This window comes from Hallella bergensis DSM 17361, from assembly GCF_000160535.1.
Classification (GTDB): domain Bacteria; phylum Bacteroidota; class Bacteroidia; order Bacteroidales; family Bacteroidaceae; genus Prevotella; species Prevotella bergensis.
The window spans coordinates 894,790-918,460 of the sequence record NZ_GG704780.1 but is presented as its reverse complement, the minus strand read 5'-3'; the positions used below and the strand labels follow the sequence as shown (position 1 = coordinate 918,460).

Genomic DNA, 23,671 nt, shown 5'->3' with positions numbered 1-23,671 from the left:
CGAATTGTAACGATTTAGGCTCGGATAGGCAGAGGTATTGGTGATATTCTTATATTGTTTGCGCAGCAAACGCAAATATATTTTGCGATGAGCCTTTTTGTTTAAAAAAGATATTCTCCGTATATTCTAAGATACCGCATAGCGGTGCGGAGGAGTTTTCAATTCAAAATTCATAATTCTTAATTCACAATTTGGCTGCGCGTTGCTAATTCATAATTATTCGCAAGCTCATCAACTCGTCATAATTCATAATTGGCTGCGCGCTGATTCTTCACTCTTCCCTCTTAACTCTTATCTCTTCTTTCTTCATTCTTCTCTTCCCCAATCGCTGCTATCTATAATTGCAACAGCCGGAGGTTGCAATTTTGATTGTAAGGTAAGGCGGCGGGCAGGGGGAGCGGAAGGACGACGGGTTGGTTTTCGATATCAAGCATGAGTTGAAAGTTGACGTATCGGCTTGATAGCGAGGAGGAGAGCGAGTTGGCGCGGAGATGCGCGCGGTGGACATGCGCCAAGGCAGAAAGGACATGGGGGAGGGGAAGAGCGCTTTTCGGGGTAGGGGCTTTGGCGATTGCAGGTATAGGAACATTGCGTAGCCAAGGCGATGTGTGTTGTGACGACTGGCGTAACTTTGCAGTGTCAAAACAATAAAAATTAAATTCAAAGTTATTATGGGAAGTCAAGCCGTTATTTGGAGTGCAGTAGTCATTGTTCTTTTTGTGTTTTTCGTTTTACACGAGGCTGTGAAAATGCGCAAGCACGCAGGCAACAAAAAGATTTTTGAGATCTCCGATGAGTATGATATGTATGACTGGGAAGACTAATTGTATGCCGGTGAACACCTTGAATCCTGTTCATGCGTGCCTGTTTTTGGCCGATTACGCAGCTTGGCTCTATGGCTGTGGGGCCACATGCACACGTATTGAGAAAAACGTGAACCGTATGGTGGGGGCGTGGAATCTGAATCTCGAGCTGATGATCATGCCGGGAAGTATTCATCTCACCCATACTGACACTAATACGGGTCAGACGCAGGTATATATTAAAAAGGTGCCCCATACGGGTATCAGTTTCTACAAAAACACACAACTGAGCAAGCTGAGTTGGAACATCGCCGATGGGCGGGTGACTCAGGAGGGGGCACAGCGCGAGTTTGACCGTATCATCTCGGCGCCGCCCACCAACAAATGGCTCGTGTTGCTGCTGGCCTCGCTGGCCAACATGTCGTTCTGCCGGCTGTTTGGAGGCGACGGGGTGGCCATGACCGTTGTGTTTGTGGCCACGTTTGCGGGCTTTCGTTTCAAGCAAGTGCTGCTCGACGAGCACATCGATGACAAGGTGGTGTTTATCCTGTGTGCCTTTTTCTCAGCGGTGATCGGTGCGGCAGGCTATGTGTTTGACTTGGGTTCCACACCCGAGGTGGCTCTGGGCACATCTGTGCTTTATCTCATTCCGGGCATCCCCTATATCAACAGCATCAGCGATATGATTCGAGGACAGTATCTCGTGTCCTTCAGCCGATTTATGAATGCCATGATACTGACATTCTGTTTGTCCGTGGGACTGGCTGCGGGCATCCTGTTGATGAATCTCCGCATGTTTTAAATGGGACTGTTATAAGTCAGGCAAGAGGCCGTGTGAGAATCATCGCGGCGACAATTGAAAAAGAAGTGTTATCATCATGATGTTTATTCTTAGTATTTTACAGGATGCTTTCTTTGGCGCGTTGGCCGGTATAGGTTTTGCGAGCATCAGCAATCCACCACGCAACGCCTATCCCTATTGCGCACTCATATCCGGCACGGGGCATGGGGTGAGATATGTTCTGATGAACAATGGCTATCACCAGGAGAGCCTGATTGTAGCCAGTTTTGTGGCAGCATTGGTCATCGGTTTTATGGCCGTAGGGTTGGCCAATAAGGCCAAGTGCCCGCCCGAAACCTTTTCGTTTCCTTCGTTGCTCCCCATGATTCCCGGGATGTATGCCTATCGCACGGTGGAAGGAATGGTGATGTGTTTGTCTACGCAGGACGAGGAGTTATTCAACCATTATTTGTACCTTTGCACATCCAATGGGTTCACCTGTGTGTTTGATATTCTCGGAATGGTGCTGGGCGTCACCTTGCCCATCTTTATTCTCAGCAGGATGTCTTATCGCGTGACCCGTAATATGTATTGATGACGGTTGTGACTATGGAGTTAAGGCAGATCAGGTATTTTCTTAAATTGGCGGAGCTTCTGAACTTTTCGGAAGCTTCGAAGGCATTGTTTATTACCCAGAGTACACTTTCGCAGCAAATCAGGCAGTTGGAGCAGGAATTTGATACCGTGCTGTTCGACCGGAACAGTCATGGAGTATCGCTCACCGAGGCCGGGATGCAGCTGCGCCGCTATGCGCGATGCGTGGTGAACGAAGCCGACGCCTGCGTGCAGAAAATGGAAGATTTGAAAAACATGCTGGCCGGCGAGCTCAACATTGGCGTGACGTTCTCCTTCAGTCCGTTGCTCACCGAAACCGTACTGGAGTTTATGAAGCGCTATCCCAACGTGAGGCTGAACGTGTATTACAAGACGATGGGCGAGCTGATGGACATGCTACAGCAGCGGGAGGTGGACTTTGTGCTCGCGTTCAAGCCAACGGTCATGAACGACAAGATCGAGAGTCACGTCTTGTTTGGTAACCGGCTGTCGGTGGTGGTGAGCGACACCCATCCGCTGGCCAAGCGGAAGTCGATCACAACCGATGACCTGATGATGTATGACCTGGCCCTTCCGGCGCGTGGATTGCAGGCCCGCAACACGTTTGACGAAACGATAGGCATGGCCGGGCACCCCAAGGTGAGAATCGAGTTGAACGATGTGAGCATCTTGTTGAAGCTCGTTAGGCAGAGTAAGCTCATCACCGTGCTGGCCGAGGCCTCCATCCACGACGAGGACGGACTGGTGGCCATACCCATACAGATTGCCAACGATGGCATGGAAGGATGTATCCACCAGCTCAGGCAGGCCTATGTGAAGAACTCCGCCCGCGAGTTTTATCGCCTTTTAAGTCAGTCGAGAGCCATCCTGAAGTATTCCTCGTTGGTCAACCTGCTGTGAGGAATGCAATTGCACAGCTACGGTGCGATTCAAGAGAAAATGCGGAAATCGGGAAATAATTTTGGATTGTCATGATATTGTGTTAATTTTGCAACCATTCAAACCGTATCATTTGTTTGTAAACAAGGAATAAGAATGGGAATATTATCAAAATTATTCAGAAATAAATCGCAGGAAGAAAAGACCGGTGGCATGCAAGACTACATGACCTTGGTGCGTGTATACTTCCAGGCTGCGCTTGCCGCCCGACTGGGCATTACCAACCTGGCTATGCTGCCCGACCTCAGGATGTTCAAGACCACACTGCGCGTGCCCACCCGCAACAACAAGCTCGGCGTGGGGGAGATGGCACATTGCAAGAAGATGATGAAGGAAATCTATGCTTGCGACGACAATTTTTTTAAAGAGATAGACCAGAGTGTGCGCAAGAACTGCAAGAAGATAACCGACGCTCAGGTTTACCTGATACAGTTTCAGAATTTTTCGCAGGAATTGATGATGGTTATCAGCAACCTCATGAAGTTCAAGTTGCGCATACCTTCCATTTTCAAGAAGGCCCTATACACCATGACGGAGAAGACCGTGGACGACATCTTTACGAAAAACAACTTCAGCGATGCGGGTGTCATCAAGTCGGTGATGGGCATTCGCAAGTATAACCAGCGGTTGGGTTTCTCCCAAAAGTGGATCACCGACTTTGTTTATCAGGTGATGCTTTTGGCCAAAAAGGAGCCCCGTGCCGGTCAATAACGTCGGTCGTCAGGACGAGGATGCCCGCGCAAGCGTAGCAGGCGGGTTATCCCGATTTGAATCCTGATGACGCTCATCATTCCTTTAAAAAATAGGGTCTGTCCTTTGCTGTTAGACGGATTTGCATTATCTTTGCAGAAATCAAGCCTTGCCTGAGCAAATCAAGTTGACTTGTAGGCTTTTGGCATGTGCTGTTTTGACAGATAAATATCATGTAGATGACAATATCGGAATTCTTTGGCAAGTTCAGGAATTGGTCGCTGTGGGGCAATCTGATGGCCATGGCGCTCACGGTGCTGCTGCTTGTCGTGGGAGCCAAGTACGGTTTGGACCTCTATACCCATCATGGCGAGTCGATAGCCATCCCGAAACTTTTGCACAAGAATATTGCCGGAGCGGAGCGAATCGCAGACCATCTTCGTTTAAGAATAGAGGTTGCCGACACGGGTTACGTGAGGGAGTTGCCTCCGGGATGCGTGCTCGAGCAGTCACCCGCGGCAGGAGAACGCGTGAAATCGGGGCACGTTATCTATGTGACCATCAATGCCACGGAGTCGCCTACCATCAAGTTACCCGATATTGTAGACAACAGTTCGATGCGCGAAGCCATGGCCAAACTCACGGCCATGGGATTCAAGTTGAACGCTCCCCAGTTCGTAACGGGTGAGAAAGACTGGGTGTACGGCGTGCTGATGAATGGCAAGCACGTGGTGTATGGCGACCGTATTCCCGTGGATGCCAAGCTGACGATCCAGGTGGGCAATGGTATTCGTGATGCCAGTGATTCGGTGAACTATGTCGACCCGGTTTATCCCTTTGAAGATGATTTTGTCGAGAGCAACGAGGCAGATGGTTTCGAGGAGGTAACCGAGTCGCCGACCGAGCGTGAGAAGACACCCTACGAGACGACTTCGCCGAATGCGAGGGAGGCCAAGCCGCATGCAGAGACAGCTCAACCCAAAGCTACGAGACCCAGCCCAAATCCTGTGCCTAAATCCGAAACAACCCAACCATGACAGACGCAGCAGAAGAACTTGACTTCTTCGGTGAAGATGAAGACTTGGAGAACGACACGCTGGAGCGTGCTCCTGTCGATGGTCAGCTCTATGAGCACTGGAAAGTGCAGGTGGATGCTGGTCAGGCTCCGCTGCGCATAGACAAGTTTCTGGCTGAGCGAATGCAGCATTCCAGTCGCAACCGCATACAGACGGCTGCCGATGCAGGGTGTATTTTTGTGAACGACAGGCCCGTGAAGAGCAACTATAAAGTTCGTCCGCTTGATGTCATCACCCTCATGCTTGGTCGCCCGAAGCACGATTCAACGATCCACGCCGAAGATATCCCACTCGACATTGTCTATGAGGACCGTGATCTCATGGTGGTAAACAAAAAAGCGGGCATGGTGGTGCATCCCGGAGCAGGCAACTTTAACGGTACGCTGATCAATGCCGTGGCCTGGCATCTGCGCGATTTGGACACCTTTGATCCCAACGATCCCAATGTGGGATTGGTGCATCGCATTGACAAGGACACCAGTGGGCTGCTCGTCGTGGCCAAGACTGCCGATGCGAAGACCGCATTGGGCAAGCAGTTCTACAACAAGACCACACACCGCTCCTACCATGCATTGGTATGGGGTAACCCTGTGGCCGACGAGGGAAGAATCGAGGGCAATATCGGTCGTGACCCCAAAGATCGGCTGCGCATGAAGGTGTTTCCCCCGGATTCGGGCATTGGCAAGGCGGCCGTCACCCATTATCGGGTGCTGGAGCGGTTCGGATATGTGACCCTTGTGCAATGCGTGCTCGAAACGGGGCGCACGCATCAGATTCGCGCCCACATGAAACACATGGGCCATCCGCTGTTCTGCGATGAGCGATATGGGGGCTGCGAGATCTTGCGCGGGCAGCGCAGCACCACGTACAAGGCCTTTGTCCAGAATTGTTTCAAGCTCTGTCCGCGCCAGGCTTTGCATGCCAAGACACTCGGCTTTGTACACCCCCGCACGGGCGAACAGATGGATTTCGACTCGGAATGGCCTGCCGATTTCGCGGCATTGATAAGTAAATGGAGAACCTATGTCAAGGGAACGACACAGGACACCTTTGCAGGATGAATGTCCTGATACATGAATATGACCCAAAAGAACAAAACGCTATAACTTATGAAAGATTTAAAGAGAAACATTGCCATCGTTTGTGGCGGCGACTCCCCAGAGCATGATGTCTCCATTCGCTCTGCACAGGGACTCTATTCCTTTTTTGACAAGGACCGCTACAACATCTATATTGTCGATGTGAGAGGGCAGGACTGGCACGTGGCCTTCGATGATGGTGATATAGCCAAGATAGACCGCAACGACTTTTCGTTCATCGGACAGGACGGCAAGGCTGTCGTGTTCGATTATGCCTACATCACCATCCATGGCACGCCGGGCGAGAACGGCATCATGCAGGGATATTTCGACCTGATCCATCTGCCCTATTCCACAAGCGGAGTCCTCGTGGAGTCGATGACATTCGATAAGTATGTGCTCAACAACTACCTTCGTGCATTCGGTGTGAACGTGGCCGACAGCATCCTACTTCGGCGCGACGAGGCCTACGACGAGGCTGCCGTGGAGGCTCGGTTGGGCATGCCCGTCTTTGTCAAGCCGTCTGCCAATGGGTCGAGTTTCGGCGTTTCCAAGGTGAAATGTGCCGACCAACTGGCTCCGGCGTTGCGCACAGCTTTCATGGAAAGTGATGAGGTGATGATCGAAGGCTTTCTCGAGGGAACCGAAATCTCGGTGGGATGCTATAAGACACGAGAGAAATCCGTGGTATTTCCGGCTACCGAGGTGGTGACAAAGAACGAATTTTTTGATTACGATGCCAAATATAATGGGCAGGTGAAGGAGATAACCCCGGCGCGCCTGTCACCGGAAACCACCAAGAGAGTGGCTGAGGAGACCAGTCGCATCTACGACATCCTGCGCTGCAACGGCATCATCCGCATTGATTACATTATATCAAAGGATGACGAGGGCAACGATAAGATCAATATGTTGGAAATCAACACCACGCCGGGCATGACCGAAACGAGCTTTATTCCGCAGCAGGTGCGTGCCGCAGGACTCGACATCAAGGATGTGTTGAGCGACATCGTGGAGAATCAGTTTGATTGATCTATTGTTTAATGAATCAAGAATCATGTTTAATTGGCCACGCGGTGTGACCATCGGTGCATGGTGGGTAACACAAGTGTGCGTGCCCAATGATAAATTAAGAGTTAAGAATTAAGAATTAAGAATTTTGAATTAAGAATTGAAAACCTGGTCTTCCCTGTTTGTGATGATAGCTCTCGCATGGGCGTTGGGAGCGTGTACGGTTGACGAATACGAGTCGGGCGACGGTCACTACTCCTATTTGCGGGCAGATTTTGCCATGGTTCACACGTCATCCTCAGGCAAAATCAACCACATGTTGACCGATGGGGGAGAATCCGTGGTGTTTGAAGCCCCCTGGACGGCGAGCTGGGCAACCAAGGCCGACAGCGTGTACCGGGCATTGGTCTATTATGATGTCTCCACCAATCGTTATCTATCGTCCGCCCCTGTCATTGTCACACCTCCGGCTCGGCTCTCTCCGGGCATCACCGTGCCTACCGATCCGCTTACCATAGAGTCTACCTGGGTAAGCGGAGGATTCTTCAACATCGCCTTTGCGGTGAAGGCAGGGCGCACCGACAGCGTAGGAATCGTTCGGAAAATGGGTTTGATATTTGACAACCATGCGTCGGCCAGAGGCAGTCGCCGAACTGTCGACATCCGCATTTTCCATGCTCAAAACGGTATTCCGGAATACTACACGGTTCGTGGTTACATGAGCATGCCCCTGGCCAACGCATGGCAAGGGGCAGTCATCCGGCTCAGGGCGAACACCTACGAGGGCGAGAAAACCTACGTCAGTCAAGTTCCAGTGTCCCCTTCACATGCTTCTTCAGCTCCTGTCGGTTTCCTCTTCCGACATCACAATTGTCCTTAGTTCCTCCACTTCTTCTTCTGTCGTGGCCCAACTGGTCACGAATCGGCAGCTGGTGTGACTCCTGTCATACTTGCCCCACACCGTGAAATGCACGTGTTTGGCCAGGCGAGCCATCTCGTCGTTGTGGAGAATGACAAACTGCTGGTTGGTGGGCGAGTCGATCAGAAACCGATATCCCTTCTTCTTGAAAATCTTTTTCATCTTCATGGCCATCTTGATGGCATGCCGCGAGATGTCGAAATATAGATTGTCGGTAAAGAGCGCGTCAAACTGCAGACCGATGGTGCGCCCCTTGGCCACCAATGCCCCGTGCTGCTTGATGATGTTGAAAAAGTGCGGATGAGCATTGTTGTGGGTGAAAACCACGGCTTCTCCGCAGAGCGCACCTACCTTGGTGCCGCCGATGTAGAACGCATCGCAGTGCTTGGCCAGATAGGGCAGGGTGATGTCGTTTTCCTCAGCCATGAGCCCGTAGCCCAATCGGGCACCGTCTACGTAGAGTGGCAGGTCGTATTTGCGGCACACCTGATACACGCTGTCGAGTTCTCTGGCCGTGTAGAGTGTGCCCAGTTCGGTGGGAAAAGTGATGTAGACCATGCCCGGATAGACGCAGTGCTCGGCATTGCCGTCGTGCAGAAATTCATCCATGTAGTTGTCGAGGTCTTGGGCATCCATCTTCCCGTCACGCCCTTTTATGGTAATTACCTTGTGCTCGGTAAACTCGATGGCGCCTGCTTCGTGCGTGTTGATGTGACCCGTGTCCACCGACACCACGCCCTCATACGTGTGGAGCAGCGAGTCGATCACCGTCGCATTGGTCTGTGTACCACCCACGAGAAACCAGATTTGTGCATCGGGACAGCCGCAGGCCGCCTTGATTTTCGACCTCGCGCTGTCCGACCATAGGTCGTAGCCGTAGGTTCGGCTCTTCGTGTCGTTGGTCTCCACGAGACGCTTCAGGATGTTGGGGTGCGCTCCATTGTTGTAGTCTGATTCAAATGACAACATATTTTTTCAGTTTTATGGGTACAAAGATAACGAAAATAGCAGATAGTGCAAATATTGTTTTAAATAATTGTGCCTTTGAATTGATGAAACTGAGTGTTTGTATTTATCTTGACAAACACCCCTAAATGCTTGGCGTATTTTAAAGTTACATTGCTCTCGTCCGAAATTCGGGAAATATACGATGTTTCGTAGTTGCCTGATAGTCAACATCTTTTATAAATTTGCCGTCAAGGGTCATCTTTTCCCACTTGCCGTTGCATATCGAATGGCAGTGCGGATAAAGTTTAATCGCACCGCGTTTGAAGCTCAACCGCGTAGCCGTTAAGCCCATACCACACCGCGAGGAGATAGCCACCGCAAAACCTTGTGCGTTTTCAGGTTGCGCGAGCGGAAAACTGGGCCAGAAACATGGCGCGTTTTTCTCTGGATGCCTAAAAAATAATCACTGGAAAATAGTAATTTATTTTTATAGGCACAAACTGTGCTTTTGCCTGTTAACATCCCGGCTTCAAATGTTTTGGAACGCTTAGCCCCACGCACCTTACTGCTGTTGAGGCTACGGGGGAAAGTTTAAGACCATGTTGAGCATGTGCCCATTGATCAAGTCATCAAGACTGCCGTCATGCAAAAGTCGGATTCAAGCAGAAAATCCCAGCCAACTGTATGCTGACTGGGATTTTCCTATGAAGCTAACTGTGTGTGCGGATCAGAAAACAAACTGCATGCGAGCTTGCACCGCATGGAAGTTGCGATCGTTGGACAGGTAGTCCTTGTGGAGGTTGTGGTACGTGTAATCGAGCATCACCTGGACAAACCGGTTGAAGCTGTAGTTGGCGCCGATAGTCCATGAGCGCACAGATCCACCGCCAATGCTGGTCGACTTGTAGGGATAATCCTGCATGTATCCGTCAGGATAATATTGGTTGCGGGCTACCGAGAAATATTCGCCCTTGTTGATGTCGTTAAGCCCGGTGTAGTTGAAGCGTGCCACAATTTCCAGTGAGCGGCCCGAGAGTCCCCGGAGCACGCCCTCGTTTTTGTCGAACGAATAGGGATTGCCGAAAACCAGGAAGCCAGCTTCTACGTATCCACCTTGGAAACTGTTAGCCTTGAGCGGGTTGGCCGCCATCCAGGCATCGAGCGTTCCCCATGTGTCGATGTTGTTGTTGCTGGCCTCGAACAAGGTTTCTGAGTCGCGCTTCTTGGTGATGCGCTTCCACATATACTCGCCCCTGACAAACATGTTTCGGTTGTGGTATAGTGCCTCTGCTCCTGCATCGAGCACGTTTTCTGCCCACGGAAGCTCGCAGGACACAAACTGCATGTCCTCGTCGACGTAGGTCTCGAGGGTCTGTCCCAACGACAGACTCTTCTTCAGCACGTTGTTTTCCGTCACGCCGCCACCAACATGCTGGTAGCGGATGTTGGCACCGACAGATAGCGTTTGATCCTCATCGATGAGAGGGCGCACCTGGTAACGTCCCGACAGCACAATGCCGTTGAAGCCAGCCTCCAGTTTGTTATACTGGTCCTCGGTGAATATGCCTTGGTAGGCCATGAAGCGATCGTTGGTGTACTTATAGGTAACCCCCAGTTCACGCCCCTCACCCAGTGCGTTGGATGCACCCGGACGGGAGATAAAGTGGTAGCTCCCCAGCGATGTGTTGCGTGCCATGGAGCCTGCGGGGTCGTTGTAGTAGCCGGCCTTGATGGCATGTCGGCCGCCGTTGGGCTGTGGGGTGGCATACTCAAGGAATATGTTTTTCTGGCTAAACTTCCCACCACCGAAGCCAAAGTCGGCGTAGAACTTCCAGTTCTCGTAAGTGAGCGATGTGCGTATGCGCGCATCGGTGATGGAAGCCCCGCTCTGCAGTGGGGTGAAGTCGGAATGATAGTACGCGGCATCTGCCATGAAACGTGCGCCGACGGTGAAGTGCAAGTCTTCGTTCTTGTTGTCAATGGTGACGGATGGCTTTGTGTCGAAGTCTTGGGCTGAAAGCGACAGGGCGCAGGATGCCAAGACTGAAAGCATAATATATTTTTTCATACAACTGTAATGCTAAATATTATTGATGATATTTTGATTAATAGCCGAGCTCACGGAGAACGTCCTGTGCCTCAGGCACGAATGACGGAGCCTGTGAGTTGTCGTACTTCTTTCCGGGATGGAACGGGTTTTCGAGGGTCGCGCTGCAACGGAAGCCGTTCTCTATCATATATTTCAGCGAGATCTCGGAGTGGTTGGTGAAATAGCCGTCCATATAGACCGGGTGAGTCTGTGGCTCCTTGAAGGTGGTGTACTTCGTGGGCTGCACCGTCACGTTCAGGATATCGTCGAACTGCGTGGGATTCTTTCCCCAGAAGTTAACGTAGTAGCCCATGTATTTGGTCATCTGGGCGTAGGAGTCGAACGAGTAAGGATGGTTCAGCATTTGCGCGCGGCGGATGAGGCAAACCTGCCAAGGATAGTTGAGCTCATCATAGTTGTTGGGTGCACCGGCGATAGACGGGCCCATGATATGTGCTCCCTTGGCAAGCGCATAGTTGATGAAGTCGGCATAGCCCTTGGGGTCTGTATACTTGATGTCGGTAGCGCCCTTACCCGTCCACATCAGGAAGCACATGGGGATTCGGCCTTTGTAGACATCATAGGCACGCTGCAGCGCGTCGAACGAGAATGTTTGCAGAATAACCTTGCCGTTGGTGTTGCCCACGTTTACCTTGCCGTCGACATAGAAAGGAGTGTTCTCTGCTTCTGGTTTCGTGATGATGTTCCAGCCCCATTCGTTCAGGATGTTGTAAACCCGAATCTCAATATCCTTGGGGTTAAGCCACGACTCCTTGAACTCTGGGTATATGCCGGGGCGGTTTCCGTTGTCCTTGGGGTCTTTCACATAAGCGTTCTTGAAATCGTACTCGATGAAGTCCATATACTTGGAGGCCTTGCTTCCCTTGACGGAGGGGTCATCGCATTTGACAGCGGGCACGGCAGCCTTGTAGATCTCGGCAAGTGTCATATTCTTGAACTCATCCTTGATGCGGAAAGGCAGCACGCGGCGGTTGGCGGCATCGCGCTTGAGCATATTGCCCATGGCATAGTTAATCTGGTCTTGTAGGGCCGATACATATTGGCCGTCAGCATACCGCACAGATGGCACGCCGGCTGCGTCGTAAATCATCTTGCCGTAGTTTTGGGCGGCAAAGGCGGGGCGGGCTTCCTCCCATGAACTTTCGTTGAACCACTTGCCGGCATCGAGCATGAGCAGCTCAGCGTAATAGTACGACAAGGTGTAGTTTGGGCGGAAGTCGGCCACATCGCGCTGGTACTGATCCTCGATGTCTTGCTCAGAGAAATGCTGCGAGCCATCGGCATTGCGGAAGCTGCGATAGAAGTCCTTTCTGCTGGAGGGAATTTGCTCGGAGAAAAGCTCGGACACGTTGGTGGTGCGCTTGAGATTCTCGTCGTGGTTGGCCAACACTACGCCGTCCTTGGTAACCTGTAGGTCGCTTTCCAGGTAGTCTGCGCCCATATTGCGAGCCCATCGCCAGGAAGCCTCGGTTTCCTCGGGTGCCCAGAACGTGGTTCCGCGGTGGGCAACAGTAGCATACAAGGGAACGTAATCCCTTACCTTGGCCATCTCCGGAGAGATGACATTGACCTGAACTCTCTTGGCATCAGCGTTCACATCAGTGAACTGCTGGTTGTCGTCGCACGATGAAACGATTGCAGCCAGCGCAATGCCCATAGTGCCAAGTTGGAAAAGTTTTGTTGTCATAAAATTTAGATTAAAGTCTCGCAGACATCCTGCCCCTTGCATGCGTGAGCGCGAATATGGGATAAGGACGGAGTCTGGATAGGCAAACTTATGAAAGAGTCTAAGCAATCGGTATATAAAGCACAGGCCAGGATTCCGGAAACTTATACAGCCGTATCTGAGCGTTGCCGCTGCATGATAGGCAGCCGTCCGCGAGACTTTGGTGAACAATTAAATAAATTATAGGTTTATATTATGAGTTAGCGTCTTTCTTGTTTTGATGAACCAAGTACTGCTCACGCTTGTAAGTCAGCCCCATGAAGAAGATAGACAATACGCACGCTGCAATAAGTAGGGCAAATGTCCAGCCCCAGCCAGCCGACTCGGCTACATAGCCGATGACAACGTTGGCCAGCAAGGCCGTACCCAGCACATATCCCATGAAGCCCGTGAGTCCGGCTGCTGTTCCTGCAGCGTTCTTCGGTGCCAGGTCGAGCGCTTGCACGCCAATAAGCATCACGGGGCCGTAGATGAAGAATCCGATTCCGATGAGACAGAACATCACAATGTTGATATTGGTGAAGTTTTGCCAATAGATCAAGATGAGCACAGCCACAATGACCATGAAGATAATCGTGGGTATGGCACGTCGGCCGTTGAACACCTTGTCGGATAGCCAGCCGCAGATCAGCGTCCCCGGGATGGCAGCCATCTCGTAGGCGAAGTATGCCCATCCGGCATTCTTGATGTCGATGCCTTGCTCGGTCAGGATAGCGGGAGCCCAGTCAAGACAGCCATACCTGACCATGTAGACAAAGGCATTGGCAATGGCGATGTACCATAGGAACCTGTTGTTCAGCACCGTACGGAATATCTCCTTGGTGGAAAGCACGCTCTCTGACTTCTCGTCGTAGGTGGCGGCATAGTCATTTCTCCATTTCTCTATGGGTGGCAGGCCACACGACTGTGGGGTGTCGCGAATGAGGACATAGGCTATTAGCGCGATGAGCAGGGCTACGCATGCGGGGAACAAGAATGTGCCGATGAGGAAATACCGCTGCTCGTCGGCACCGTAGAACCAAGAGCCAAACCACAAGGCGCCGTAGACCGCCATTGGCCCGACAAGGGCACCGCCAACGTTGTGGGCGCAGTTCCACACGGCCATCCATGTGCCCCTCTCCTTAATGGAGAACCAATGGGTCATCACACGTCCGCAGGGAGGCCATCCCATGCCGTTGAACCAACCCACTAAAAAGTTGAGGGCGGCCATCACCGCAATGGCGAGAGGCTTGTTTTCAGCCCCGAAGCATTGAATCGGGACGATCATGAACATCATTGAGATGGCGGCAAGGCACAATCCCAAAGGCAGGAACCGACGGGCATTGCTGCGGTCGGAAACACTGGCCATGATGAATTTGGAGAACCCATACGCGATGGCGTTCATGGAAAGCACAACCCCCAGTTCGCCTTTCTCGAAGCCGAATGGAGCCAGCATCGGAATGGCCATGGAGAAGTTCTTCCTTACGATGTAAAATCCAGCATAGCCGATGAAGATTCCAAGGAATACTTGCTGGCGTAATTTTTTGTACTTTGCGTCTGCCTCGGGACCAGTTTGCTCTGCTTTATGAGCAGGAGGCATTAAAAATTTCCACATGTTTTTATATAATTAGGTAGATCCTATTTAATTTTCTCGTAGATATAAAGCTCGTGAACTTCTTTTGTGTACCCTTCTTTTTCAAATGGGCCTTGAGACATGCCAAGGATGATTTGTGTTCCTCGGTTGTTTAAAACCACTAAGTCGTCGTTCGTTGGGTCAATGGAGATTCCTTCAATCTCACCGGCACGGCGGAAATCAACCATTTCACGGAAAAGCTTAAGTGTTCCGGCCTTGGCCCCGCCGGCAACAAGTCCCGTACGTGTTACCACTTTGCCGTTTTGATCCAATTTGACAGAGAAAGGAGTGTCCTTCACCACTTCCGTCCCCTGTACTAAACCAGTGAAAGGCACCTCGTTGATATCCGCAACATAAATATTATCGGCAATATGGTATGTCGACTCCCCATCATCGGCAGTAAACAGCATTTTACCATCTGCGATAAATATGCCCTGCGTCCAATAGGGAGTGGGGCGGCACTGCATTTTTGTGTAGTATTTGCCTGTTTCGAGACTATAGCAATATACATAGCGGCTATCCACCCAGTCGGACATCCAGATCATGTTTTTTTCCCTATCGACAGCTAATCCGGAAACTTCAACTTGTCCAGACTCTGGAGACCATGGGATGTCGCGTTTCCATTGCAGGGTCTTCGCATCGTATACCGAAATAACAATATTAAATCCGCGTCCGTATTCAAACAACTCCGCGCCTGCGTAAATTTCTCCGTTAAACACATCGATATCTCCGAAGTGATTAACCTTTTTGGGATCTTTAAAAGGCTTGTCGTTTTTCAACAGAAGGTTGCCTTCCTTGTCGTACTTGTATAAAGCTTTTGTGTTGGAAACGTAATAATAGTTTTCGTCAATCGCGATACCTTGCCGTCCCTCCACGGGAATGACCTTTTTTAAGCGGTATTCTTCTCCTATATGTTGTGCGAACAGGGAGGATAGAGGCATGACAGCCAGCGCAATGGAGATGATAATCTTTTTCATGTTATTAAAATTTAAAATGGATTTAACGATTAGAATTTAAACATACCCATCAGTTGAACCTGGTCATACCCATCCTTTCCAATGGCCTTTGCAGCCTTGTCAGTGTAGAAACCATGTTGGTAGTTTAATTGAATCTTAAAGTTTGAAAAGGGTTGGTATGTGAGACCGGCTAAAATGCGGTCATAGTTATTAGAAGTGGCATCGAGCACTTTGTCCCTATACATATCATAGCGCACTACAGGCAGGAACTCCCCACAGTTGGTTTGAAAATGATAGCCGGTAATAGCGTAAGCTCCACGTTCGTCAAAGGTTTTCTTCTCCCCTTTCAAAAGGCCGTATTCCGCGCGTGCGAGAAAGCCGTTCGGGTTGTTATACCATGCTCCCAAAATCAGCCTGTTCATATCTTTATAGGTTTTGGTGCCTTCGCCCCACCCATAGGAAGCCTTCAAGCTAAAATATTTCACGGGACGAACTGTGATAGCGGCGGCTACATCCTTCGACTTATTCGGATCGTCCTTAGAGGGAAGTGACCCATTGGTAAGCGACAAGTCATATCTTAAATAGTTGAACCCTTCCGAGGAGCGGAACAGGTCTCCCGTAATCATGATACCCAAGTCACGTCCGTAATCCACAATATTGTACTCATGCGGATTCCTGCAAACCATGCGGTAGCAAATATTCGAAAAGTCTACTGTCTCCAAAATGGAGGGAGAGTTGTCATAATTCTCATAACCGAGGGGTAGGTAGTATTGGCCGGCCCTAACCTTAAAAGCAGGACTGAACGTATAGGTCGCAAATGCGTCCATGACTTGAATATTCTTTTGGCCATTCCCATTTGTTGACCCTGCGATGCCGTTAAAAGCTTCAAGCTGAAGTCTGAAAGCTAACTTTGAGGTTAAAGCTGCGTCGGCAATCAGACGAAGTCTTTTAGCCTGAAAAGAAGAAGATCCTTCGCCGGCCGTGCTATAGTTCCAGCCAGTTTGCAAGTATCCCGAGATTTTTACAGCCTTTGCAATCTCTTTGGCGATGTCCGTTTTTTGCACAGAAGCACTCTCTTCGGCATTGTTTTCTACAACCGTAGTCTCTGCGGCGGGCAAGTTGAGGCATGAGCCAGCCATGAGCATTGTAATTACAAGATGTTTCATAATAGTTTTGAATTAGGTAATCATCATTGATAAATATTAAAAGAATTAGGTTTATATTTCTTCTCACGCCCCGTGCCCCGCGATATGGCAGTAGCAGGGCAGGTGTTGCGTGATTAGGATTCAGGCTGATGGCTTGTGGTTTGGTTTAGCATCTGTGTCTTTTCCACATCCAGTGCGTCAGCGAGGATGCTTATGGGATTCATGACAGGGTATGGTGTAGACATCTCAATTTGCCATTTGCAGGTCTCGCAGTCGGTTACTACATAATCTGGGTGGGCTCTTTCGATGTGTTCGAAAAGCGTGGATCCGATTTTCTGCGACCGCTCGTAATTCTCACGTTTGAAGCCATACGTTCCGGCTATGCCGCAGCAAATGCTTTCAAGCACGGTGAGCTCTACGCCTGGTATCATCCGCAGCAGCTCCGTACTATACATGACCCATCCCATCCGCTCCATGTGGCATGCGGTGTGATAAGCCAGCCGGGCATGATAGTCGTTGCGGAAAGCCAGCCTTATCTTGCCTTTGTCCACAAGCGTGAAGATAAATCTCGTAGCCAGGAGGAGACTTTGCCGCACATCGCTATTGTCAATATCCAGTAGCTCCGGATATTCATCGCGCATCGTGAACGTGCATGTTGAGCTTGTGGTCAGGATAGCCTCATCGTGGTTGTCGATTGCCTTGCGTATGGAGGCCATGTTCGTTAGCCCCTGTTTTCTGGCCTGCCCCGACAACCCGTTGGCAATGAGAGCAACTCCGCAGCATTTCTCTTTCTCGAGGAGATGCACGCCATAGTTGCAGGCGTTCAGGATCTTCACCAGATCTTTGCCAAGCTGCGGGAAGTTATAATTAACATAGCAACCGTGGAAATAGCTGACAAAGCGATTGAACTGCGATTGCTTGTCCTGTGCCTCGCGGACAAACCAAGTCTCGAATTTCTGGTTGGCGTAGGCAGGGAACGTGCGGTGCTTGTCTATTTTCATCACCGAGTGCAGCAAGGCTTTGGTGGGTTTGAGACCCAGTGAGAAATTGACTATTGGCGACACCATAGTGGCCATAGTGCCTACAAAGTCGGTATTGGCCAGCATTCTGTCCCTAAGTCCCGGAATGTGCTTGGAGTATTTGATTCTCGCCGCCTGTATTAGGTCGCCAATATGCACACCGGAGGGGCATGCTATTTCACACCGCTTACAGTTGAGACACATCTTTAGCGTGTCATCGGCGATTTTCGGATCTTTCATCCGGTAGCGCTCCAAGTCTGGTCCCGACAGCTTAGGCCCGAGATATTTAGGCTCTACGGCGGAGACCGGACAGTATGCGGTGCATATCGTGCACTTCAGGCACTGTTCCAGATTATGCTGGCTGATGTTGTTTGCTTGGATTTCCTTTTTCATCCACCTAATATTGTTTAAGGGCGCATTTCATGGGTTTTGCGCCAGTCGTACATTCTGTTGTAGGGTTTTTCTTATGATACGTCAATGATATTTTGAGCCGTTTGCAGAGCCGTGAGCATGTCCACGCCTTCCCTGTCTGCCGCCCTGACACTGTCTTTCCCACTGAGAACACTGCCTATGGCATAGAGGTTAGGTATGGTTTTGCCATCCTTGGACGTATGAAAGGTATCATCTGTGTGTACGCCAAATCTCATATATGGCTGTTTCTCGTAGAAGTCTTCAACATGCCAGGCTTGGCGGTTGGTGTCGGCATCAACGTCAAGTCCGAAGATCGGCTCGCTCACGTGGGTATAGTTGGATGTCAAACCACCGCTGAGGAAGGTGCCAGTAGCCAGTACGAAATGGTCTGCGGCAAGCATAGGGTCTTCAATCTTGTCGGTGACGATGTTTTCGAGACAGTCGGTGATGGTGCCGCGCAGCACGGTATTGTTGTCCAAAATCATGCCACCGAGATTTCTTAGCCGCTGTTTCAAGGCCTTTTGCATCAATACCCCTGGCACTGACGGTGGGATGGTGGAACTAAAGACAACAGGCTTGTGAACCAGTTTCTGCAACTTGTTGGCAGCATTTGGGTCGTCATAGCCGAAGATAGCAGGCATCAGGATGACGCTCTCTTTGATATCCAATGCGTTGATGGCTTGTGCCATAGCCTCAATACCCTTCCCCCTCTCCAGCCTTCTGGCCAGGTTGGTAGCTCTCATCTCCGACGTGCTTTCCCTTGCATACTCCAGTTCTGCTGTTGTTATGGTTAGGGTTCTTGTCCTGATGCCCATGGCGGATAGGCTATCTTGGACAAACGCCGTAGGGAAGTCGAGGAATCCCATGGGGCATACAATCGCTGCCGATTCCCATGGTTTTGAGTCTGTTGTTGGAAAAACGACCATCCCGTCAAGTGAAAGCCATGTGGGCATCAGCATACCCACGGGTGTGAGACGGAAATGATTTGCCGACACGTCGCCCTTGAAGGCCAGTCCGGCTTGGTTGAGCAGCCTCTTTGCATCCTCTGCTTTCGCTGGGAAATCTTTCACTTTCCGATAAGGATGGGAATGCGGAAGCCGCTGTACTGCTTCGGTCGGAGAGCTAACCACCTGCCCGTCCTCGTCGTAGCCCAACAGGTCGAAGCTGCCCGAAGAGAAGTGCAGGCTGCTCTCTCCCGCAGACACGAGGAGAACGTGCTGCCCCTCCTCCGCCAGCTTAATGGCGCAGGTATAGCCGGCGAGACCGCCCCCGATAACAATGGTATTGAATTTCATCAGATAGAGTTTTTATTTTACAGCATGGCCGAGGCCATACAATCCGCTATATATATAAGAGGAGAGCTGTGCTTCCTTTAGTGTGTCGCCCCATGCTACGGGCTTCATCCCCTTCCATCTTTCCTGCATGCTTTCTGCCAAGTCATGGCGTGCATCTGTTGCAGCCGACCTCTTCATGCCGCACAGCACGCCGGCTGCGCGCAACACGCATAGTTGTCCTTGGCACGTGCCCATGCTCACACGGGTACGCCGTCTTAGGTTTTTCAGGTTTAGGGTGTGCATCTCGTTCACTGCGAACTGCATTTCTCCCACCGTCACATGCTCACACTCGCAAACCAAGGCTCGACTTTCCGGCGTGTCCAATTCTGCGCATGGAGTCATGCTTCCATGGCGCCCCTCGGCAATTTGATATACCAGATCCCCGTCCTTGTCAGAAAAGTTCTCTGAGCCTGGCAGGGGAGTGTCGGCGGTCTTGCATTTCTCATCAATGCCCAGTTTCTTGCAAACCAGGTCGGTAGCCATTTCGGCCATCATGCGGTAGGTCATCATCTTTCCGCCTGTAATGGTAATCAGGCCAGCTAACCCGTCGCGCGTCTCATGATCCAGCAATACGATTCCTCGGCTGGTTTTCCTGCCGGTTGGGTCGTTGTCGGCTGCCACGAGGGGACGCACACCGGCGTAGGCTCGCAGAATGCGTGTTGAGGCCAAAGCCGGAGCCAGCTTCATGCCTTCTGTAATCAGGGTCTCAACCTCCTCAGGTGTAATGGTCAAATGGTCTATCTCGTCATAGGCGACGCGGTCGCTGGTCGTTCCAATTACGCATACAGCATCGTCGGGCACGAGAATGTCGGCGTTGTCAGGCTTGCGGCAACGATTGATTACCATGTTGTTGACGCGGTGCCCAAAGATGAGCAGTGTGCCCTTCGCCGGAAACATATTCACTGTTACGCCGGCCTTCTTGGCGAGCAAATGCCCCCAGATACCCGCGGCGTTGACCACCAATGGGGCATGTGCTGTCATGGCCTCGCCCGTATGGCAATCTTTTATCTCTACGCCCGTTACCCGGCCACTCTCCAGGATAAAGCCCGTCACCTCATGATAGTTCAACACGGTGGCGCCATGCTGCCGGGCGTCTATCAGGTTTGCCATGGTAAGCCTAAAAGGGTCGATAGATGCGTCGGGCACTCTTACGGCTCCTATTAAATCCGGATTGACAGACGGCTCAAGGTGCCGGGCCTCCGTTGGGTCGATGATGTCGGCACGGATGCCCGCCGTCCGGCAGGCATCTACGAACTTGGCCTGGTAGGCGAGGTCGTCCTCGGGCAGCGTAATGAACAGCCCGTCGGTTTCCTCGACGCAATGGCGTGCGATCTTACGCAATATCATGTTCTCTGTGATGCATTCCTTCGCCGATTCGAAGTCTGTCACGGCATAGCGTGCCCCGCTGTGCATCAGGCCGTGGTTTCTACCGGTAGCTCCGTTCGTGAAATCCTGCTTTTCCACCAGCAAGACTTTCAGACCGCGCATCGCGCAATCTCTTGCCACGCCCGCGCCAGTAATGCCTCCGCCTATGACTATAACGTCCGCTTCAAATTCCTTCATATTAGGGTTTGTAATTAGGTGTTTGCGTCGGGAGAAACCCATCTCGATGCAATTTTGATGAGAATCAACCAGCCGTAGTTTCGATATTATATGCTATTCGCTTTAAAACGTAACAAAGGTAAGCCCTTGTTGACTTATATTCGTGTTTTGTTATCATATATTAACTAAATTAAGGTTAAATCGAAACTTTGCAATATTAAACCGAAACATCACGGGGCCGATTTCAATACTGTTCAGCCATCAAAAACTCATATCTTCTCTTTTTTCACATATTATATTTATGTTGTATCCGTAGTTTGTTAGTGTGGTCTTCCATGATGCCTAAGGCTCTCCCTTACCGCTTTGGCACGACTCCTAACACGCTACCCAACTTTGACCTCGATGCAAATCGCTGTGCTTGCGATATTTGCCAAGGATTACGGCTATGAAGCCCGGCCTATTGTTAATAATATGTTAAAGCTGCCCGGCTCGTATCCCAAACAACGACATTTGCTTATATTTGTACAAAATTAATCTGGTGTATATCTTTGCCAAGTCTGTTGCAAGGAAAATTATCCCGTAAAAAAGACCACGATGACAAAGGAAGAAAGGCGCGATGTCATATTGGAGCAGTTTATCAAGCAAGACGTTCTCCAAGTCTCGGATTTGGCTGAGCAGCTCAACGTCTCGCCTGTCACTATCCGAAAGGATCTTACCGCCTTGGAGAAAGAGGGTAAGCTCTACCGTAGCCATGGCCGGGCTATAGCCATCAACCCCTTTGCTGTCAACCGCTCGGTCAACGAGAAAGAGCTTCTCAATATGGAGGAGAAACATAGAATAGGTATGGAGGCAGCGAAGCTCATTGAATACAACGACTCCATTATCATCGCCTCTGGCACCACCATACACGCTTTCTCCAAATGTATCAAGCCCAAGCACAGGCTCATGGTTGTCTCGGCCGCGCTGCCCGCATCTATCGACCTGTCACAGATTGATGGTATAGATGTCGTGCAACTGGGCGGAAACCTGCGGCAGAGTAGCTTGTCGGTGGTGGGCCAATACAGCGAGAGTTTGCTATACGACACCTCGTTTAGCAAGCTATTCCTCGGCGTCGATGGCATTGACTTTGATTACGGCATCTCCACCACCGATCTCAATGAGGCTCTTCTAAACCGACAGATGATAGAAGCGGCGCAACGCACCATCGTGCTGGCCGACTCTTCCAAGTTTGGAAGGCGGGGCTTTGCCAAAATATGCGACATGGAGACCGTAGACACCATCATTACCGACTCAGACCTGCGAGCGGCAGACCGCGACCGCATCGAGGAACTGGGCATTGAGCTGATTATTGCCGAAATAGGTCTATGACCAAATAAAAGACTCGCACTAACAACAAACAAAAAGATTATGAATATTCCCGAAGAATTTGATTCCATTCGTCCTATCGTCCCTGAGGAACTGCCCGAAGTGTACGACCGGCTGCTGGCAGACCCGCAGTTTAGGCAAGTTGCAGGCTATATGTTCCCAGAGGTTACCTTTGAGGACCTCTCTCAGAGAATATTGCAATGCAAGACCAACCTGGAGTTCCAGAAGGCAATATGCTACCCTGTTCTCCAAAAACTCATCAGAGAGCGGAGCTGGGGCTGCAGCGTCGATGCCACCAGCATCAATATCAAGCATCGCTACACGTTCGTGAGCAACCACCGTGACATCGTGCTCGACTCGGCATTCCTCGACAAACTGTTGCTCGACGTGGGCTTTGAGACTACGTGCGAGATTGCCATCGGAGACAACCTGCTCACCATTCCATGGGTCAAGGACTTGGTGCGCATCAATAAGTCGTTTACCGTAGAGCGCACCCTGCACTCCATAGAGATGTACCGGGCCAGCAAGCGCATGTCGGAATACATGCACTTTGCTATCAAGGAGAAAAACGAGAACGTGTGGATTGCCCAGCGTGAAGGCCGCGCCAAGGACTCCAACGACCTCACCCAGCCCGCCATACTCAAGATGATGGTTATGGGCGGAGAGGGAAGTCTCATTGACAGACTGGCCTCACTCCATATTGTTCCCCTGGCCATCTCCTACGAGTTCGATCCCTGCGACTATCTCAAGGCAAGAGAATTCCAGTTCAAGCGCGATGTGCCATTCTGGAAAAAAACGGCGCAGGACGACATCGAGAGCATGATGGTCGGTATTAAGGGATTCAAGGGGCACATCAAATACCATTGCGCACCCTGCATTAACGAATGGCTTGGGAGCCTGAAGCACGACATGCCGAAGAGCCAGCTCTTCGACACCATTGCGGCCTACATCGACCAGCAGATTCATTCCAATTACAGACTCTTCGCCAACAACTATGTGGCTCACGATCTCTTGCAGGGCAACAAAGACTATTCGAGCATGTACACGCCCCAGCAGCGCAGCTCCTTCGAGCAATACATCATGGCGCAGATAGACAAAATAGACATGGAGAATAAGGACACCGACTTCCTGCGCGAGCGTATGCTGACCATGTATGCCTATCCCGTGAGAAACCACAAGGCTGCAACAGAAGGTACCGGCAGCCGTTTTAAGGCTCTCAAGAGCCATTTCGGCTTCGGGAAATCCTGATAGGAAGGCGTATGGGCGCACGGTATTGACCTATAGCTTGGCAACTGACAACTATTGAAAGGGCAGTCCCGGAGGGGCTGCCTTTTTCCTGACTTCGTCACTCAAAGCTACTCGTTTTGTAATGAACAAAAGCGGCTATAACAAATTTTTATTGATGGATGGCGAAGTGAGCGTCGCCAATCAACTATGACCGTGTTGCCGACGACGCTAAGGTGACACGATGACGAAGTCAGGAAAAAGGCAAACAGTAGACAGAAAAACTGAAAAATAAAATCATCGTCTTGTTTTTATATTCCATGCCGAGGTGCTGCTCCTCAAAAAGTTTACACGGAAACGCCAAAA

Annotated in this window: 19 protein-coding genes; 10 read left to right on the top strand and 9 right to left on the bottom strand. The window is 50.7% G+C overall.

Annotation, left to right across the window (positions count from 1 at the left end):
- The first annotated feature begins 807 nt into the window (after positions 1 to 807).
- The 8 genes from HMPREF0645_RS03460 to HMPREF0645_RS03425 all read left to right on the top strand — a co-directional run bounded on the left by HMPREF0645_RS03460 (position 808) and on the right by HMPREF0645_RS03425 (position 7,874).
- Positions 808 to 1,605, top strand: coding sequence for a threonine/serine exporter family protein (locus HMPREF0645_RS03460; protein WP_245543991.1), 798 nt, complete (start codon positions 808 to 810; stop codon positions 1,603 to 1,605).
- Between the two features lie 76 nt (positions 1,606 to 1,681).
- Complete coding sequence (locus HMPREF0645_RS03455; RefSeq protein ID WP_007173469.1) at positions 1,682 to 2,179, top strand: threonine/serine exporter family protein; 498 nt, start codon at positions 1,682 to 1,684, stop codon at positions 2,177 to 2,179.
- Positions 2,180 to 2,193: 14 nt separating this feature from the next.
- Positions 2,194 to 3,099: a LysR substrate-binding domain-containing protein gene (locus HMPREF0645_RS03450; protein WP_044123264.1), complete on the top strand. Its 906-nt coding sequence runs from the start codon at positions 2,194 to 2,196 to the stop codon at positions 3,097 to 3,099.
- A gap of 135 nt (positions 3,100 to 3,234) precedes the next feature.
- Positions 3,235 to 3,849: a hypothetical protein gene (locus HMPREF0645_RS03445; protein ID WP_007173467.1), complete on the top strand. Its 615-nt coding sequence runs from the start codon at positions 3,235 to 3,237 to the stop codon at positions 3,847 to 3,849.
- Between the two features lie 218 nt (positions 3,850 to 4,067).
- Positions 4,068 to 4,865, top strand: coding sequence for a PASTA domain-containing protein (locus HMPREF0645_RS03440; protein WP_007173465.1), 798 nt, complete (start codon positions 4,068 to 4,070; stop codon positions 4,863 to 4,865).
- A complete protein-coding gene (locus HMPREF0645_RS03435) occupies positions 4,862 to 5,965 on the top strand; it encodes an RluA family pseudouridine synthase (protein WP_007173464.1) in 1,104 nt (367 codons plus the stop codon). Before HMPREF0645_RS03440 ends, HMPREF0645_RS03435 begins: the two co-directional genes overlap by 4 nt.
- Positions 5,966 to 6,013: 48 nt before the next feature.
- On the top strand, positions 6,014 to 7,015 hold the full coding sequence (locus tag HMPREF0645_RS03430) for a D-alanine--D-alanine ligase (protein WP_007173463.1): 1,002 nt from the start codon (positions 6,014 to 6,016) through the stop codon (positions 7,013 to 7,015).
- 139 nt (positions 7,016 to 7,154) lie between these two features.
- Positions 7,155 to 7,874, top strand: a complete 720-nt coding sequence (locus HMPREF0645_RS03425) for a NigD1/NigD2 family lipoprotein (RefSeq protein WP_156777830.1) — start codon at positions 7,155 to 7,157, stop codon at positions 7,872 to 7,874.
- On the opposite strand, the gene HMPREF0645_RS03420 is transcribed toward HMPREF0645_RS03425, so the two are convergent.
- From HMPREF0645_RS03420 to glpA, 9 genes are all read right to left on the bottom strand, one after another.
- The gene (locus HMPREF0645_RS03420) at positions 7,830 to 8,882 is read right to left on the bottom strand and encodes a threonine aldolase family protein (protein ID WP_007173461.1); all 1,053 of its coding nucleotides are present in this window, start codon (positions 8,880 to 8,882) and stop codon (positions 7,830 to 7,832) included. The two genes, HMPREF0645_RS03425 and HMPREF0645_RS03420, sit on opposite strands and share 45 nt — an antisense overlap.
- 706 nt (positions 8,883 to 9,588) lie before the next feature.
- The gene (locus HMPREF0645_RS03410) at positions 9,589 to 10,929 is read right to left on the bottom strand and encodes a porin (protein WP_007173459.1); all 1,341 of its coding nucleotides are present in this window, start codon (positions 10,927 to 10,929) and stop codon (positions 9,589 to 9,591) included.
- Between the two features lie 37 nt (positions 10,930 to 10,966).
- Positions 10,967 to 12,658, bottom strand: a complete 1,692-nt coding sequence (locus HMPREF0645_RS03405) for a glycerophosphodiester phosphodiesterase family protein (protein WP_044123169.1) — start codon at positions 12,656 to 12,658, stop codon at positions 10,967 to 10,969.
- Between the two features lie 232 nt (positions 12,659 to 12,890).
- Entirely contained in the window at positions 12,891 to 14,291 is a 1,401-nt protein-coding gene (locus tag HMPREF0645_RS03400) for an MFS transporter (RefSeq protein WP_007173457.1), read from the bottom strand.
- 23 nt (positions 14,292 to 14,314) lie between these two features.
- A complete protein-coding gene (locus HMPREF0645_RS03395; protein WP_007173456.1) occupies positions 14,315 to 15,286 on the bottom strand; it encodes a YncE family protein in 972 nt (323 codons plus the stop codon).
- Between the two features lie 29 nt (positions 15,287 to 15,315).
- On the bottom strand, positions 15,316 to 16,431 hold the full coding sequence (locus tag HMPREF0645_RS03390) for a porin (protein ID WP_007173455.1): 1,116 nt from the start codon (positions 16,429 to 16,431) through the stop codon (positions 15,316 to 15,318).
- A 113-nt stretch (positions 16,432 to 16,544) separates the two neighbouring features.
- Positions 16,545 to 17,822, bottom strand: coding sequence for an anaerobic glycerol-3-phosphate dehydrogenase subunit GlpC (gene glpC, locus HMPREF0645_RS03385; protein WP_007173454.1), 1,278 nt, complete (start codon positions 17,820 to 17,822; stop codon positions 16,545 to 16,547).
- A gap of 71 nt (positions 17,823 to 17,893) precedes the next feature.
- Positions 17,894 to 19,135 (bottom strand): glycerol-3-phosphate dehydrogenase subunit GlpB, encoded by a 1,242-nt coding sequence (glpB, locus tag HMPREF0645_RS03380; protein WP_007173453.1) that lies wholly within the window; start codon positions 19,133 to 19,135, stop codon positions 17,894 to 17,896.
- Positions 19,136 to 19,147: 12 nt separating this feature from the next.
- Positions 19,148 to 20,737 (bottom strand): anaerobic glycerol-3-phosphate dehydrogenase subunit A, encoded by a 1,590-nt coding sequence (gene glpA / locus HMPREF0645_RS03375; RefSeq protein WP_007173452.1) that lies wholly within the window; start codon positions 20,735 to 20,737, stop codon positions 19,148 to 19,150.
- A gap of 573 nt (positions 20,738 to 21,310) precedes the next feature.
- Here glpA and HMPREF0645_RS03370 point away from each other — a divergent pair.
- Together HMPREF0645_RS03370 and HMPREF0645_RS03365 are read left to right on the top strand one after the other, a co-directional pair.
- Positions 21,311 to 22,084 (top strand): DeoR/GlpR family DNA-binding transcription regulator, encoded by a 774-nt coding sequence (locus HMPREF0645_RS03370; protein WP_044123168.1) that lies wholly within the window; start codon positions 21,311 to 21,313, stop codon positions 22,082 to 22,084.
- Positions 22,085 to 22,123: 39 nt separating this feature from the next.
- Positions 22,124 to 23,329, top strand: a complete 1,206-nt coding sequence (locus tag HMPREF0645_RS03365) for a 1-acyl-sn-glycerol-3-phosphate acyltransferase (protein ID WP_007173449.1) — start codon at positions 22,124 to 22,126, stop codon at positions 23,327 to 23,329.
- The last annotated feature ends 342 nt before the right edge of the window (positions 23,330 to 23,671 follow it).

Bases quoted from the DNA above. Each gene is read 5' to 3' on its own strand.
- HMPREF0645_RS03445 (WP_007173467.1), top strand. From the start codon at position 3,235: ATGGGAATATTATCAAAATTATTCAGAAATAAATCGCAGGAAGAAAAG.
- HMPREF0645_RS03370 (WP_044123168.1), top strand. From the start codon at position 21,311: ATGACAAAGGAAGAAAGGCGCGATGTCATATTGGAGCAGTTTATCAAG.
- HMPREF0645_RS03390 (WP_007173455.1), bottom strand. From the start codon at position 16,431: ATGAAACATCTTGTAATTACAATGCTCATGGCTGGCTCATGCCTCAAC.
- HMPREF0645_RS03460 (WP_245543991.1), top strand. From the start codon at position 808: ATGACTGGGAAGACTAATTGTATGCCGGTGAACACCTTGAATCCTGTT.
- HMPREF0645_RS03395 (WP_007173456.1), bottom strand. From the start codon at position 15,286: ATGAAAAAGATTATCATCTCCATTGCGCTGGCTGTCATGCCTCTATCC.
- glpB (WP_007173453.1), bottom strand. From the start codon at position 19,135: ATGAAATTCAATACCATTGTTATCGGGGGCGGTCTCGCCGGCTATACC.
- glpC (WP_007173454.1), bottom strand. From the start codon at position 17,822: ATGAAAAAGGAAATCCAAGCAAACAACATCAGCCAGCATAATCTGGAA.
- HMPREF0645_RS03455 (WP_007173469.1), top strand. From the start codon at position 1,682: ATGATGTTTATTCTTAGTATTTTACAGGATGCTTTCTTTGGCGCGTTG.
- HMPREF0645_RS03400 (WP_007173457.1), bottom strand. From the start codon at position 14,291: ATGTGGAAATTTTTAATGCCTCCTGCTCATAAAGCAGAGCAAACTGGT.
- HMPREF0645_RS03365 (WP_007173449.1), top strand. From the start codon at position 22,124: ATGAATATTCCCGAAGAATTTGATTCCATTCGTCCTATCGTCCCTGAG.
- HMPREF0645_RS03430 (WP_007173463.1), top strand. From the start codon at position 6,014: ATGAAAGATTTAAAGAGAAACATTGCCATCGTTTGTGGCGGCGACTCC.
- HMPREF0645_RS03440 (WP_007173465.1), top strand. From the start codon at position 4,068: ATGACAATATCGGAATTCTTTGGCAAGTTCAGGAATTGGTCGCTGTGG.
- HMPREF0645_RS03450 (WP_044123264.1), top strand. From the start codon at position 2,194: ATGGAGTTAAGGCAGATCAGGTATTTTCTTAAATTGGCGGAGCTTCTG.
- HMPREF0645_RS03435 (WP_007173464.1), top strand. From the start codon at position 4,862: ATGACAGACGCAGCAGAAGAACTTGACTTCTTCGGTGAAGATGAAGAC.
- HMPREF0645_RS03410 (WP_007173459.1), bottom strand. From the start codon at position 10,929: ATGAAAAAATATATTATGCTTTCAGTCTTGGCATCCTGCGCCCTGTCG.
- glpA (WP_007173452.1), bottom strand. From the start codon at position 20,737: ATGAAGGAATTTGAAGCGGACGTTATAGTCATAGGCGGAGGCATTACT.
- HMPREF0645_RS03405 (WP_044123169.1), bottom strand. From the start codon at position 12,658: ATGACAACAAAACTTTTCCAACTTGGCACTATGGGCATTGCGCTGGCT.
- HMPREF0645_RS03420 (WP_007173461.1), bottom strand. From the start codon at position 8,882: ATGTTGTCATTTGAATCAGACTACAACAATGGAGCGCACCCCAACATC.